Source organism: Aeromonas sp. S2(2024), from assembly GCF_041402505.1.
Lineage (GTDB): Bacteria > Pseudomonadota > Gammaproteobacteria > Enterobacterales > Aeromonadaceae > Aeromonas > Aeromonas media.
This window is the reverse complement of the sequence record NZ_JBGLRL010000038.1, coordinates 1-14,276: the sequence shown is the minus strand read 5'-3', so window position 1 is coordinate 14,276 and position 14,276 is coordinate 1. Positions and strand designations below refer to the sequence as shown.

Annotated in this window: 15 protein-coding genes; 12 read left to right on the top strand and 3 right to left on the bottom strand. The window is 51.4% G+C overall.

Annotation, left to right across the window (positions count from 1 at the left end; translation table 11 throughout):
• Positions 1 to 197: 197 nt before the first annotated feature.
• The 7 genes from ACB039_RS20560 (at position 198) to ACB039_RS20530 (ending at position 5,269) form a co-directional block, all read left to right on the top strand.
• Entirely contained in the window at positions 198 to 809 is a 612-nt protein-coding gene (locus ACB039_RS20560; protein WP_371166341.1) for a site-specific integrase, read from the top strand.
• Between the two features lie 189 nt (positions 810 to 998).
• Positions 999 to 1,253, top strand: a complete 255-nt coding sequence (locus ACB039_RS20555) for a hypothetical protein (protein ID WP_371166340.1) — start codon at positions 999 to 1,001, stop codon at positions 1,251 to 1,253.
• Entirely contained in the window at positions 1,253 to 1,873 is a 621-nt protein-coding gene (locus ACB039_RS20550; protein ID WP_371166339.1) for an antitermination protein, read from the top strand. Before ACB039_RS20555 ends, ACB039_RS20550 begins: the two co-directional genes overlap by 1 nt.
• A 615-nt stretch (positions 1,874 to 2,488) precedes the next feature.
• Positions 2,489 to 3,325, top strand: coding sequence for a hypothetical protein (locus ACB039_RS20545; RefSeq protein ID WP_371166338.1), 837 nt, complete (start codon positions 2,489 to 2,491; stop codon positions 3,323 to 3,325).
• A gap of 136 nt (positions 3,326 to 3,461) precedes the next feature.
• A complete protein-coding gene (locus tag ACB039_RS20540) occupies positions 3,462 to 4,448 on the top strand; it encodes a DUF3644 domain-containing protein (RefSeq protein ID WP_371166337.1) in 987 nt (328 codons plus the stop codon).
• A 59-nt stretch (positions 4,449 to 4,507) separates the two neighbouring features.
• Positions 4,508 to 4,912: a hypothetical protein gene (locus ACB039_RS20535; RefSeq protein ID WP_371166336.1), complete on the top strand. Its 405-nt coding sequence runs from the start codon at positions 4,508 to 4,510 to the stop codon at positions 4,910 to 4,912.
• Between the two features lie 93 nt (positions 4,913 to 5,005).
• Complete coding sequence (locus ACB039_RS20530; RefSeq protein WP_371166335.1) at positions 5,006 to 5,269, top strand: hypothetical protein; 264 nt, start codon at positions 5,006 to 5,008, stop codon at positions 5,267 to 5,269.
• A 71-nt stretch (positions 5,270 to 5,340) separates the two neighbouring features.
• Here ACB039_RS20530 and umuC read toward each other — a convergent pair whose 3' ends face one another.
• Together umuC and umuD are read right to left on the bottom strand one after the other, a co-directional pair.
• Positions 5,341 to 6,615 carry a translesion error-prone DNA polymerase V subunit UmuC gene (gene umuC / locus ACB039_RS20525; RefSeq protein ID WP_371166334.1) on the bottom strand — a complete coding sequence of 425 codons (1,275 nt, stop codon included), beginning with the start codon at positions 6,613 to 6,615 and terminating at the stop codon, positions 5,341 to 5,343.
• A gap of 3 nt (positions 6,616 to 6,618) precedes the next feature.
• Positions 6,619 to 7,038 carry a translesion error-prone DNA polymerase V autoproteolytic subunit gene (gene umuD / locus ACB039_RS20520; protein WP_234675744.1) on the bottom strand — a complete coding sequence of 140 codons (420 nt, stop codon included), beginning with the start codon at positions 7,036 to 7,038 and terminating at the stop codon, positions 6,619 to 6,621.
• Between the two features lie 162 nt (positions 7,039 to 7,200).
• Between umuD and ACB039_RS20515 the strand changes: the two genes are divergently transcribed.
• Positions 7,201 to 7,833, top strand: a complete 633-nt coding sequence (locus ACB039_RS20515; protein WP_371166333.1) for an SOS response-associated peptidase family protein — start codon at positions 7,201 to 7,203, stop codon at positions 7,831 to 7,833.
• Between the two features lie 226 nt (positions 7,834 to 8,059).
• On the opposite strand, the gene ACB039_RS20510 is transcribed toward ACB039_RS20515, so the two are convergent.
• Positions 8,060 to 10,705, bottom strand: a complete 2,646-nt coding sequence (locus tag ACB039_RS20510) for an AAA family ATPase (protein WP_371166332.1) — start codon at positions 10,703 to 10,705, stop codon at positions 8,060 to 8,062.
• Between the two features lie 620 nt (positions 10,706 to 11,325).
• Between ACB039_RS20510 and ACB039_RS20505 the strand changes: the two genes are divergently transcribed.
• The 4 genes from ACB039_RS20505 to ACB039_RS20490 all read left to right on the top strand — a co-directional run.
• On the top strand, positions 11,326 to 11,538 hold the full coding sequence (locus tag ACB039_RS20505; protein ID WP_371166331.1) for a helix-turn-helix transcriptional regulator: 213 nt from the start codon (positions 11,326 to 11,328) through the stop codon (positions 11,536 to 11,538).
• Positions 11,508 to 12,122, top strand: coding sequence for a hypothetical protein (locus ACB039_RS20500; protein ID WP_371166330.1), 615 nt, complete (start codon positions 11,508 to 11,510; stop codon positions 12,120 to 12,122). The genes ACB039_RS20505 and ACB039_RS20500 overlap by 31 nt, the downstream gene beginning before the upstream one ends.
• 32 nt (positions 12,123 to 12,154) lie before the next feature.
• Complete coding sequence (locus ACB039_RS20495; protein ID WP_371166329.1) at positions 12,155 to 12,982, top strand: antA/AntB antirepressor family protein; 828 nt, start codon at positions 12,155 to 12,157, stop codon at positions 12,980 to 12,982.
• A gap of 1 nt (position 12,983) precedes the next feature.
• A partial coding sequence (locus ACB039_RS20490) for a primase-helicase zinc-binding domain-containing protein (protein ID WP_371166328.1) occupies positions 12,984 to 14,276 on the top strand: 1,293 nt, incomplete at its 3' end.

The following is a 14,276-nucleotide window of genomic DNA, read 5'->3' as shown; positions in this document are numbered from 1 at the left end:
CCAATGCGGTCTTGTTGATGGATAAATTTATCTACTACCTGAAGCAACACCGCTTATATACCCGCCCACTTGGAATTATTTGAGTCTCTAAAAATGAGGGGATCTCTGAGCCACCACCCCGTGAACGTTGGTTAACCAAGGATGAATTGAGGTTACTTTGGGTAGCTCTTGAACAAGCGACTGCTGGAGGTGGTGCCGTGGCGGCTGGTGGCCGTGGGATTGCCTCTAACGTAGTTCTCTCGTTGTCAGTAGCGAACTGCCTGCGCCTGATATGTTTGACTGCTGTACGACGTTCTGAGGCCGTAGGGCTACGCTGGGATCAACTCAACGGCGACCGCTGGACAATTCCCAAGACCAAGAACAAACGCTCCCACGTTGTAATCCTTTGCCCATTGGCATTGGAGCTTATCGAGATGCAAAAGCCGTTATCACAGAGCCCCTTTGTCTTTGAATCAACCAGCAAAGCCGGACACCCCATTTCAGGGGATGCTGTAACCAAAGCGTTGGAGCGCGTCCGAATGAAATATCTGGCCGAACTCGAGCCATTCAGCCCACACGATCTGCGCCGGAGCGTGGCAACAGGGGCTGCTGAATATCTGGATGCCCCCGAGCGCTTGATCGAGCTGATGCTAAACCATGTACCGAAAGACAGGCTGATACGTACTTATCAAGTGGGCACTATGGCTGACAAGCTGAAGGCTCTGTTTCTGCGATGGGGAGACTTCATTGAAGCGAGTGTTGCCCGGCCCTCAGGCAAACCTGATAACGTCATTTCGGTGTCCTTTGGGAGACAAAAAGATGTCAGTTGAGTGCGCTATGGCAATTGAGGAAATGGCAGCCAAGTTTTTTTTTGTGAAATGCTAAATCCGCGTCCTTGCGACATGTGGCCAATGGCCCACATTTACCTGCCAACCAATTTAGACAGTCCAGTTTGGGGCGTTTTATTACCTACTGCCCGATGAACCCAGGGCAATCGCTTAGCTAACCTGTAAAAACAAGTGAAATTGCAGTGCCACTACGAGGTGCTGCACTACGAGTTTGAGCCGCTCAAGCTGCGGCTGGCCGACAAAACCTTCTACACCCACGACTTCATGGTGATGCGCCGGGATGGGCTGATCGAGCTGCACGAGGTGAAGGGGTTCTGGGAGGATGATGCCCGGGTGAAGATCAAGGTGGCCGCTAAGCAGCACTGGATGTTCACCTTCGTCGGGGTACAGCGCAAAGGCGCCAACTGGTCACTGGAGGCATTCTGATGCGACTCGAGTATGCGCTTTCGATAGGGGAACCCCGCTCGGCGATGATCCAGGCCATCCAGTCCCGCTCTACCGGGCCCTCTCACCTGACTCAGGCCGATGTGCTGGGGGCGCTGGGGTTGGTGCAGAAATATGAAGGGGTGGGATTGGCGCTGATGATGGCTCGCTACACCAAGGACAAGGCCAGCCATCACAAGGCTGTGATCGGGGTGATGGCCGAGTGCAGCAAGCTAGCACCTAGGTATGTGGGGAGTATCAAGACACGCGGCCAAGGGATGGCACTGAAGGCGATCGCTGCGGTGTCAGTGCAGCACTACTGCCGCACCGCAGATACGCCGGGGGCGGCCTGCCAGTGCAAGGGGCGGGGGAACGTGCGGGATATGGAGGCATCCCGATTACACGGCAAGCCCATCGATAAGCCTTGTCCCCGTTGTGGCGGTACTGGCCTTCGCCCTATTCCAGGCACGCAGATCCGACGCGCTGTTGAACCGTTGCTGGGCACCTTGAGCCGTGGTGAGTGGGAGCGACAATGGTACCCGCTTTATCAAGCGGTGCTGGCCTGGTGCCATGTGCAGGAGAGCGAGGTCGCTACGTTCTACAAGCGGGTGACGGCGGCGTGAAGTTTGCCGTCTACACGTTGTCACACTCAGTACCTTAGCTGTGTTTTAACAGTAGTAAATGGTAGGGCTAAGATAGGAACTCAAGCGAATACGGCTAGACATTAGTGGTAGTCTGGTAATATGATGATTTAAAAGTAATTTTTCAGTGACGGTCATAAGGAAAGGGTGGGTTTATATAAAGGCTCAACTATCGGATTAATACCACCCTCCTTCTGATCACAGTTACATACTCATCACGCTAGGGAGAATGATTTGAAAGTCGAGTATTTAGTGATAATCGACTCAGAGAGTACTTTCTGCAGAAATACTAAGTCATTTAAGAACTTCCTGCAGTCCGACTCTGAAATAAATATTAGCGGAGATAAAATTAAATTCCGAGGCATTTCTGTATGCTATGAACTACAAGAGGGAGAAAATACCAATAAAAATAACAAATTCTTTCATATAAAGTTAGTTTGTGATGAAGAAGTCTTATCTGATTTCTCAGATCTTTGTAGGTCGCTAAAGAAGATCCTGCACATGAACAGTAAAAATAGTGTTCAGACACTGTGGGATGACATCAGTTTCTACTATTCATCTCGTAGTTATCCAATGATCTACGAAATAGAGAACTTGATGCGTAAGCTAATAACTAAATTTATGCTTACTACCGTCGGTATTGGTTGGACTAAAGAAACAGTGCCAGAAGAGCTGAAGAGAACATCTCGCATAGATAATATAGATACGAATATTAACTACCTTTACGAAACAGATTTTATTCAACTATCGAACTTTCTATTCGATGAGTATAGAACGCTTGACATAACAGCTCTCATTAAAAAAATATCTGAAATTGACACTGACAAGGTTAGCGTAGATGAAATGTATGATTTCATTCCTAGATCAAATTGGGAACGGTATTTTCAATCTAATGTAGATTGTGAAGGTTCATATTTGAAGGTTAGGTGGGAAAAACTATACAAGTTCAGATGTAAGATTGCTCACAATAATACATTTACAAAACCAGATTATGAGCAAACAGAAAAGCTAGTAAATGAAGTGAAATCAAAGCTTCTAACTGCAATCCAATCTTTGGATAAGATAACTATCAGTGAAGATGAAAAAGAAGATCTCGCTGAAATTGCAGCAAGTAATTCAAGTGTTGTATTTGGCAGTTTCATACAAAAATGGAAAATACTCGAATCTTTAATAATTGAACTCTTGGTTAAGCATGGGGTACTTCCCGCTGAATTGCCTAAGAGAGAAAAACAAATGTTATATAAGAATCAAGAAGCATTGATAAATTATGGTCTAATTGAACCCAATATGTTTAAGGAGATTAGAACACTAAACAAAGTGAGAAATATCATGATTCATGAGACTGAACAATATTTTACGGATTCTGAGATCATGGTCTTTTCAAGGGATATTGATAGAATTATAGAGTTCTTTGTAGAAAAATTGGGCATGTAACAATCTGTTATGCTTGGACCCAACTGCCTACGCATCGCTACATTGTAGTTTGCTGCATAAACTTTACCATAAGTTTGCTCTGCTACATTAGGCTAATAAGCAAAAAATGTGATCTGGAATTTAGTAAGGAAACTAAATGACGAAGCGAAATCGTAAAATTGGGTCCATAAAAACGGAACTCTTGACAAAGTCCAGAGAGTCAATGCTTGCAGCAGTTCAAATATTTAATAACCCTAATATACAATTTAAATCTGAAAGCTTTATAGTTTTGTCAAACATAGCATGGACATACTTACTTCATGCTTACTATCGTTCTATAAATGTTGAGTATCGTTATTATGATCAAAAAGGTAACAGGAAGCGATACCACAAAACAAAAAAAGGAGCGGACAAGCATTGGGAACTTGAGCGTTGCTTGGATGACCGTTCTTGTCCTATTGATAAAGTGGCCAAATCTAATTTAAAATTTCTGATAGGGCTAAGACATGAAGTCGAACACCAAATGACAACAAGAATTGATGACTATCTTAGCGCAAGATTTCAGGCGTGTTGTTTAAATTTTAATAAATACATTAAGTCTCTTTTCGATGAGGGTCTTGGTATAGATAAACATCTTTCATTTTCTCTCCAGTTCTCATCTATTTCAGAGGAACATGCTAACCAACTTAAAGAATTCTCTGATTTACCAGAAAATATATCATCTTACATTAATGGTTTCGACTCGGATCTTCCGCAAGACGAATACAATGATTTAAGATATTCATATCGGGTTTTATATGTTCCAAAGTCAGTAAACCATAAAGGGCAAGCTGATAAAGTAATTGAATTTATTCCAGCGAACTCCCCGGAGGCAGAAAAGCTGAATAAGGAATACGTTCTAATTAAAGAGAAAGAAAAACAAAAATATCTACCTAGTGATATAGTAAGAATTATTAGTGGAATGGGTTACTCTGCATTCAATCAGCATCAGCACACAGTGCTGTGGCAGTCAAAGAAAGCCAAGGATAAGGGGAATAATTTTGGCGTGCAAGTCGCAAAAACTTGGTATTGGTATGATGCTTGGTTAAAAGAAGTAAAAGCACATTGTGCTGAGAATGCAAAGAAATATGGAAAAAACACATAAATTTTTCTGTGCGCAGATACATTTTTCTGAAAAATGAGGCGTTATGCATCGGGGAACCTATGAGAGACGATCTATTGAGAATTAGAGCTGCGTTCGAGAGAATGAATAAGTCAAATCTTCCGGTAACCTTCAATAATTTTCCGCGCGGTGCTTGCGGTGATACTTGCGAAGTTTTGGCTGAACTACTTAGAGAGCTAGGCTACGGAAGCTTTCAATACGTAGTTGGCTGTTGCGAGAATGGAAACAGTCATGCTTGGCTTGAACGTAACTCAGAAATTATTGATATTACTGCTGATCAATTTGATGAAATATCTGATTCAGTCTATGTGGGGCCCTCAAACGCTTGGTATCAAACATTTGAAGTCGTACAGGCGCACGAAGCTGGTTATAGTAGGCTAGATGCTCGTTCAAGAGCCGAGCTTTCAAGCGTCCATTTGAGAGTTAAGGAAGAATTAAATGCATAATATGAAAAGGCAGCATCGTTCTTAGATGCTGGACGCACTAACGTGTGTTGCTTTGTGCATTATGTGAAGATAAATATCTAAAAGGAACGTTCTATGGCTGCAAGTAACGAATGGGAAATTCAATACTTAACCGAATCAGGGTGGGTTATAGGCGGCTACAGACTTGATTGTGGTGCCCAAAAGAAAGACGAACAACCCGAAGGGGCTGTAATGTGGGCACGCCGTCATGTCATTGTTGGTAAGTTAGGTGCTCCATCGTCTATGAGTGTTGATGAATCGCGAAGTAATCTTATCCAAGATGTCAATAAGATTAACACGTTGCTATTAAAGCATGGCGAACCTCAGTTTGGTGTGTAGGTGTACATAGAGTTTGCCGCCGGCTCCAAAGTTGGCGTCTATCCTGCAGCAGCTGACCAAGCTGGTCAAATTCATGCCTTCACCGCCGGGAGCTCGCTGATGCAGGTGGTGTAGCGAGGGCTGAGCTGCTCCCGCTTCATCATCCAATCCGTAGAGTCCCGGCCACGAGCTGCGAAGTAGACCTTCCCCAGTCTTCCCTGATTGATCTGGTCAATCACCGTCATCAGTGCCTCGCTGCGGGGATCCCGCTGCCGGGCAGCGAATAGATCGCCCTGGTGCATGCTGGCCGGGGTGAAGTCGGCCAGCATGACGCCCCCCTTCATATAGCGGACATCATCTTGCCAGATCCGGCGCAGCAGCGGCTCAATCAGAGCCAGCAGGTCGCGGGTATCTGAGGTGGGGGTCTGCAACCGGGTCGATATCTGGTTGCCGTAATAGGTCTCCCGCTCCGAGAAGGGGCTGCTCCTTATAAAGAGGGTGACGTGGCGGCACCGTTGCCCCTCGGCACGCAGCTTCTCGGCAGCCCGCTCCATGTAGCCGGCCAGTGCCTCCCGCATGGGGACAAAGTCGGTGATGCGCTCGCCGAAGCTCCGGCTGCAGATGATCTGCTGCTTGGCCTGGACCAATTGCTCCAGCTCGGCACAGGGGATCCCCCGCAGCTCCTGCACGGTGCGCTCGACGACGACTCCATACTGACGGCGCAGGCTCTTGGGGTCGGCCACTACCAGGTCAGCTACAGTGTTGATGCCCTGGACCGTCAGTTTGGCTGTCAGTTTGCGCCCGATCCCCCAGACTTCCTCAACCGGGGTGATGGCCATCAGCTTGGCGCGGCGCCCCTCATCACGCAGATCCACCACGCCGCCGGTGGCCGGCCACTTCTTGGCGGCGTAGTTCGCCAGCTTGGCCAGGGTCTTGGTCGGCGCAATACCGACTCCGACGGTGAGGCCAGTCCACTGCTGTACCCGTGCGCGGATCTGGCGGCCATAGGCCAGCAGGTCGCCAGCCCAAGATTCCCCGAGCTCGATGAACGCTTCATCAATGCTGTAGACCTCGACTGTTGGGGCCATGCTCTCCAGGGTGGTCATCACCCGGTTCGACATGTCGCCGTAGAGGACGTAGTTGGAGCTGAACCAGATGCCGCCCTGCTCTTCATATACCTCGCGGATCTGGAAGTAGGGCACCCCCATTTTGACCCCCAACCTTTTGGCCTCTGCCGATCGGGCAACCACGCAGCCATCGTTGTTGGAGAGCACGACTATCGGCACCCCTCTGAGGTCGGGGCGAAATAAGCGCTCGCAGGAGGCATAGAAGTTGTTAACGTCGACTAGGGCAATGGCGGTTGGCATGGCCTATCCTCGCCGGGTTTTGTGCAGGACGAAGGTGACGACGCCGAAGATATCCAGCTCTTGCCCTTCTTGCGGGTAGATCGGCGGAAAATCGGGGTTGCCTGGCAGCAGTGCGGGGACGGGCTGCACCTGCAGCTTCTTGACGGTGAACTCGCCATCCAGGCAGGCCAGCACGATGTCGCCGTGGCGTGCCGTGATGGCGCGATCGATGACAAGCATGTCGCCGTCGTTGATACCTTCTTCCACCATGCTATGACCACTGGCTTTCACATAGAAGGTGGCCGCCGGGTGGGAGACGCAGTGCTGGTTGAGGTCGATGGTCTGTTCCACATAGTCCTGAGCCGGGGAGGGGAACCCGCAGGCGGCAGGGGTGAGGAACAGGGGGATCTCGATGAGAGGTGCATCGATAGCATGGGGAATCATGGTGATTTTTACTGTATGAACGTACAGTTATTCTATCTTAGGGATCCGGAAAGATCACTGGTCGGCGATCGGGTCTTGCAAGGCAAGGGGGTTCGTGGCCAATTATGCTTGGCAGAGGCCGACCAGGTGAGTTTGGGCTCTCATACGATGGAGGGGCGGCGCATGTGCATCAACTACATCCCGACCACCAAGGCGGTGCTGGTGGAATACTTCGGGGTTGATGACCCTGGATACGACTGGAAGGAGGAGGTGTGGCAGGACTATCAGGCCCCGATCCTGATCCAGCGAGACGGCCGGCGGCAGGCGGTGATCGCCAGCTATGGGATGGTGCCGAAGAGGAAGGTGCCGTTTGGCCACAAGCACTACGCCCCGATGAATGCCAGGGCCGAGACGGTAGGGGAAAAGCCGACCTACCGCCGTGCCTGGCTGCAGGGGAATCTCTGCCTGGTGCCCATGACCTGCTTGTTCGAGCCCTGCTACGAGAGCGGCAGAGCGGAGCGCTGGCGGATCAGCATGGCCGACGGCATGCCCTTCGCAGTGGCCGGCATCTGGCGGGCGTGGCAGGAGGAACAGGGCTGCACCTTCAGCTTCTCCCAGCTCACCATCAATGCCGACTCGCACCCACTGCTGCGGCGAATGCACAAACCAGGGGACGAGAAGCGGAGCTTGGTCATAGTGTCGCAGGATGACTACGACGCCTGGTTGGGGTGTAAGGACCCTAAACTGGCGCGAACCTACCTAGTGCAGCAGCATGCTGAGCAGTTGGTGGGGGCACAAATGTCAGCTCCACGCTAACGGCCATCTCGCAGCTACTAGCGGCCTTGAGCCATGACGAGTAGGAAAGGCAGAGTGGTAGCCACTCTATCAGACGGCGTCAGTCTCGCCAGATATGGGAAAACAGGACATGCATGCCTGATGCCAGTAGCCGTGTTGTTTTGGGTGGTGTATTTGGTGCTGCCGGTCAGCATCATTCCCCTACTAATTTTGCAGCCGGCAGCATTCCTGGTTTCAATGAACACTTTTAACGGTTGCGTAGTCTCAAGGAATTTATCCCCTCCATTAATGCAACCAATTGCTCGACCACCCCTTCATCAAAGTCATCCCGGTCCTGCTCCTCGTGAGTGCCCTTGTTCAAGTACTGCCATAACAATGTCTGCTCAGGTATTCCGAGGATCTGATCCAATGCATTCAGCAAAGGCTGTTTGTCGGGGTGATCGAATGTGCGCGCACTATTCAGCCTTGAACGGAGACCTTCGCATAAATTTCGTAGTACGGGCTGATCTCCCATGCCTGCCAACTTGACACTTATTACACCTAGATCGCACTGCCCGAGCCATCGCCATACCTTGTTAGCGAGCAGTTCTAACGCCTGCCTACATGGTTGAAGAGCCCCACGATGATCTCCTCGGTCGACAGCGACTCTGGCGCTTACAAGATAGGCTTGTGGCGGCAAATCCCGCAGGACTCGTGGATGATGATCCCCAGTGTGATGACGGAGGGTATAAGACACCCAATGGGCACGGTCAACATTGTTCTGGATGTCTTTGATAAATTCATTGCTATGACAGGTCACAATGATCTGCGTATTGGCAAAGCGCTCGCTCTGAAACAGTGTCTCCCGAATCCCCTGGCGATGCTCATGGTCGATAGCATTGATCGCATCATCGAAGATCACCGTAGGTGCCTGAATGTTAGAAGCTTTCGCTAACAGAATAGCCAACCCCAGACACCGGACGTGCCCCTCACTCAGAACTTGAAGTGCATCAACACGCACTTGTGGAGCACCTTGGAAGCTCAATTCGATACGACCGTCCCCAGTAACAGGCAGGTGAAGCGCAGCCAGTTTGTCTTCCGCTGCATCACGGACATTGAACTCGTTGTACAGCTCCATAGCCAAGTTGTTCAAGCCTGCCATCAACGTTCCCGGCAACTCAGAGCGGTAATGTCGTAGCAAGCCCAAGAATTCGTTGTAGGCAGATTGGATTCTTGCCTCTGCGGCAATGTGTGTTTCTTCCTCCGCAACAGCTGCGATCAGTGCGGAGTTTAGCGTTTCAAAGGCCTCGACGCGCTGACGAGCCCCTGTAATGATCGCACTAGCTTGTTGGCGTCTAGCGGCATGTTCAGCCAATGCGATGCGGGCATCTGAAAGACGATCCCGCTCAGCAATCAGTTGTGCACGTTGCTCAAGACTTTGCTGAGTAGCGGCATCCGCTTCCTCGAGCTCATGTGCATAGTTGACCGCCTGCTGTGCCAGTGACAAACCTCCGGCAACAGGGTTATACCCTGCCTTCCACCATGCCGTACCGGATTGAACCCCTGGATTTGCCAGATAGCGAAACACCTCGCGCTCACTTTCAACTGTAGCTCCAACGCGCTGGGCAAAATTGGCGAAGTAAGCAAGTAATGCATCTGATGCAATTTGCCGTTGATCAATTGCTGCTTGGTACTGCTGCTTGAGCTGAGTCAGTTCCCGCAGATGTTCCAGACCTTGTGCAGCCCTTATAAAAGGATCAGTATGGACGTGTCGCTCACCATAAATTGCAGTCTCGCATGCAGGGCAATGGTCTGGAGAAAGTGCCTGTACATCAAGGACAGCAGTGTAGAGGCCTTCGTATGCGGCACCATCCTGTTGCACTGCCAGCTGACCAGCAAGCTCCTCAACCAGCTGGTGAGCCTCATCTGCAGCATGAAATGCAGAAAGGAGGTCTTGCATTCGGATACCGTACAGGGCAGGTGCTGGTTGGTTCAATGTTTCTATCAAAGCTTGCAATCGGCCAGGAACTTCGGCAGAACCGACGGCCTGTTGCAACTGCGCATACGTCAATCCGCTCTGGAAAGCCTCAGCGTACTCCCGCTCAACCTGATCGAAGAGAGCAATACTGGCTGCCTCACCAGCAAGTAGTTCGGTATCATGAACTATTGCTTGACGTCGGCGTGTGAGCTCCTGACCTTGAACAGGCACAAGCGAGAGCTGCGCATCAATTGACTCGTTAAACTGACTAACTAACTCGTTGAAGTCGTCCATACCAAACAGAGCGGCTATCAGCTCTGTCTTCTGGCCGGCAGGTTTTGCTGCAATCCTGGAGAAGGAGTCAATACGGTTCTTCTCAATGAAGCAAAACCGATACGCATCGGCATCCGATCGAACAACAACTCGCTGCCCATGTGCGTCTAATGCCGCTAGCTGAGGAGGTACAAATCGGCCTTCATGGATGTTGCGTAGGTACTGGGTGGAATCAATTCGCTTCTGTGCGCCTTCGTCCACAGTTCCCAGTAGGGCGAACTCGAGCGCTTCGCAAAGGCTGGTCTTCCCGCTGCCATTGGGACCATAAAACAACACGATGCGTTGTGCGAGATCAAACTCCTCAGAATTCCGAAAGCCCCTAAATGGTCCAAGCGAGAGAGCGCACAATTTCTGCCAACTCCATCCAGCCCCTGCAGCGGTGGCACCCAGCTGAGGTTGGCCCGGATCAGTCGTGGTGAAGTGCTGGCGTGCCAGATCAACCAAATGAACCGATCGCTGGCTCCGATAACGGGTAGTTGCGCTGACACTTGCAAAGTTGTCCAACACTAGCCGCCCAAAACGGTACACGTCCTCTGATATCTCTCTGCCAGGCCGATGAAGCCATTGAATAAAACGCTGATAGTCGTGTTCTGCAGACGCCATCCTTGCCTCCGTTGTAATTGGCAGAGCTGCGATCAAGCAAAGCCCCAAATGACAAGCTATTATGCGCGAAATCCCAAACCGGGTCATATCCAAGGTCAATACTAAAGCGGAATCACCATCTGTCGGATTGAGTGCAATAAGCCGCTTTCGATACGTCAGACCATTCCGTTTCTTACAATGGCATTTGGCATGACTTGTCCCTAATTGATCTTGTGGAGCACGAGAGTGGCGACACCGAGGATCTCCAGCTCCTGCCTTTCTTACGGATAGATCGGAGGGAAATCGGGATTGGCTGGGAGCAAGGCGGGAAGGGGTTTTTCTACTGCTCCTAGACAGATTTTCTATCTCCGCAACCTGACCCGGGATATACCACAGTGTCACAAATGGCCACAGCTCCGCTCGTGGGGGAGGTGGCCCGACAACTTTGGAAAGGTGTTTTTCACTAACTGGAGATGGAATTAAACTTCGTCAAATTGGCAGCCGACGCGCCCAAAAAACATGAGAAAAACGCTGAAAAACCTCTTTTGCGTGCAACAGCAATAAATTTTTTCTCCATTTCACAATTGCCTCTTTAACTCATGTAAGGTGCCGTCTCGTCGAATGCCGAGAGGTCCCATTGAATGGCACACAAACCCGAAAGATATACCCTTCCGACTGCAGGTTTTATTCGCCAGTCCGTACTTCTCCCCTATCTGGGGTTCTCTGCTTCCACCCTATGGAGAAAGGTAAAGCAAGGCACGTTTCCAGCACCAGTGAAGCTTTCTGAGCGGGTTACCGCATGGGATGCAGAGAAGGTGTCTGCATGGATCTTGTTAAAAAGCAATGCCGCATGAATGAGAGTGTGATGATGAGTCAAGCAGGGAAAAGTGTAGAGCAACGCATGAGCGGTTTTATGATTCAAGATACTGTAATTTCATCGTTTAAATGTGGATCCACCGAGCAGGAACTGGTGACCCGGCATCAGGTGGCAAACCCTGTAGACACGAAAGGGGAACTTCGTGCAGCAAGTACCTTGTGTGCAATGCTGGCACTTAAGGGGGACGATATCAGTCCCTATGGGCTGAAATTCATGGAACACTGGCTGCGTACTTTAGAGGAAGCTCTTCTGGATTGCGTTGTGCCATACGAATCTACATGTGCTGAGGGAGGGGATGACCAGGGGAAGCAGCAGATCATTAAGCGGTGGACCCAGCGTATAGCCGACGCCCACCATGCTGTCCATGGTGACTTCAACCGCATTGGTGAAGTGATTATTCATATCAGCAATGAGAAGTTTCATACCGCCATTAAGGATTTTCTTAGACATCCCCCTCAGGAACATAATGAGGACCACAACCTTGAAAAACGCCGGGGCTTAACCCCTGCCACACGAGCAAGTAGCACGCCATCTGGTTACTTTCTCCATTCTCATTCCTAAGGGCTATCAGCCAGTCAAATAAGAGTTTTCACATGAACTTTGAACAAGAGGGGCTTACCCCCCAGGGCGAAGCCTTGCCCAAAATCAGCCACCCGCTGGCCTACATGGTGCCAATCTATGAACATCACATAGGAGGCAAACTGGCTCTGACCGTCAGCGCCCGCGAGCTTCATGCCTTCTTTGACTCACGAACTCGCTTCAACACCTGGATCAAAATGCGCATTGCTGAGTTGGACATGGCAAATGAGGCCGATTATGTCCAAACCTTTGGCTATCACGGTCGCTTTGAATATTTCTTCACGTTCAACACAGCAATTGGGGTGATACAGGTAGAGAAAGGCGATAAGGCCCGTTGTATGCGGAACTACCTCAGCGCCTGTGAAGAGCCTTTGGTTGTTGCTACGAATGGGGAGCACGATAAATCTGAACCAGACCGGGACTATCACGCCCTGCTGCTCTATGCCCTGAAAGATTACAGTGCCCATCCGGGCATAAAGGCGAATGAGCCGCGCCTTCTGGTCAAACCGCATAAGAATTTACGCAAGGACAGCCACGCCCTGATGTGCGATGCCTTGAAAGAACGACGCGACCGCTTGGGAAAAAAGACGGAGGAAGGCCACTACGATCGCGAGGCCGACACGCTCAATTGGATCGTATTGGGAATGGATAGCAAATCTTGGCTGGCAATCCGTGGCCTTCAAGGGGAGATGCGTCACCACCTGGACCCCCATCAGCTTGAGCTGCTGGCTTATCTGGAGCGGTGTAACACTACCCTGCTTGATATCGATATGGCCTATCCCGAGCGCAAAGAACATTTAGTCGTACTGCTGATGCGACACATGTTGCGGGGGATCCGTTGATATGAGCCAGCCAACAAGGATTGTCTCTGATGTGCTCGCCGCCGCAGTGGGCCACTGGCCTGATCTGCTGACTGCCGTGGGTATCGACACCCCGCATCATGGCAAGCATGGCCCCTGCCCTGCCTGTGGTGGCAGTGACCGGTTCCGGCTCGATGACAAGGGCGGGCGCGGCACCTTCATCTGTTCACAGTGCGGCAGCGGGGATGGGCTGGATCTGGTGTGCCGAGTGACGAACAAAACCCTTAAGGAGGCCGCCGCACTGGTGGCCCCTCTGGTGGGGTTGTCTGCTGGGGGACTGGCTCCTGCCGAACGGGAGCGCATCCACCAGCAACAACAGGTCAGGGCCGAAGCCGAACGCAAGCAGGACGAGCAGCGATGCAGGAAGGCAGCCCGCCGGGCCGTTACCATCATGCGGGACTGTGAGCCGGGCCAAGCCCCTTATCTGGTACGCAAGCACCTACACTGGCCCCACGGGACGATTAACCGCACCTTGATCCGTGAGGGGGGCGAGAACTTCCCGGCGGAAAGCTTGGTTGTTCCTCTGATCAATGAGGCCACCGAACTGGTGAACGTTCAGCTTATCCGGGAGGACGGCACCAAGCGTTACCTGGCAGGTGGCCAGAAGGCCGGAGCCTATCACCGTATTGAGGGCGGGGAGCTGGTGGCCGTGGTGGAAGGCTACGCCACTGGGCTTTCTGTGTATCTGGCTACTGGGGCAACGGTCTATTGCGCCATGGATTGCGGCAACTTGGCTAAAGTGGCCGCAATCGCCTGCCGCCAGCACCCAGAGGCCCGGATCCTGCTTTGTGGTGACAATGACGAAGCGACCAAGGGCAACCCAGGCAGAGCCAAGGCCGAACAAGCCGCCGCCGCGGTGGGTGGGTTAGTGGCTCTGCCGCCTGTATCTGGCGACTGGAACGACCATCACCAAACCTACGGGCTGACCGCAACCAAGGCGGCAATTATGAGCGCCGGCACCACACAGGCCACCAGCCAACCCCAAGAGGCGGGTCAGGAGGAGGGGGCGAACGTAATCCCGCTCCACCCTGAGCTCCTTGCGGATACCCCTAAGCACCAGCCACCAACCCCCATGATTGACAAGATGAGTGCCAGTCAACGGGCCGTCCTGCTGGTGGAGCGGCTGGGGCAGGTGGCGCTCAACATCGGGGCCGAGCGAGTCTATAGCTATAGCGGTAGTCTGTGGGAGCCGTTGTCGGATACCGAGTTGCGTCGCGAGATGGCCGCCATCTTTACCGAACATGGCGCCCCGTTCGGTGACAAGGGGATAGCCGCC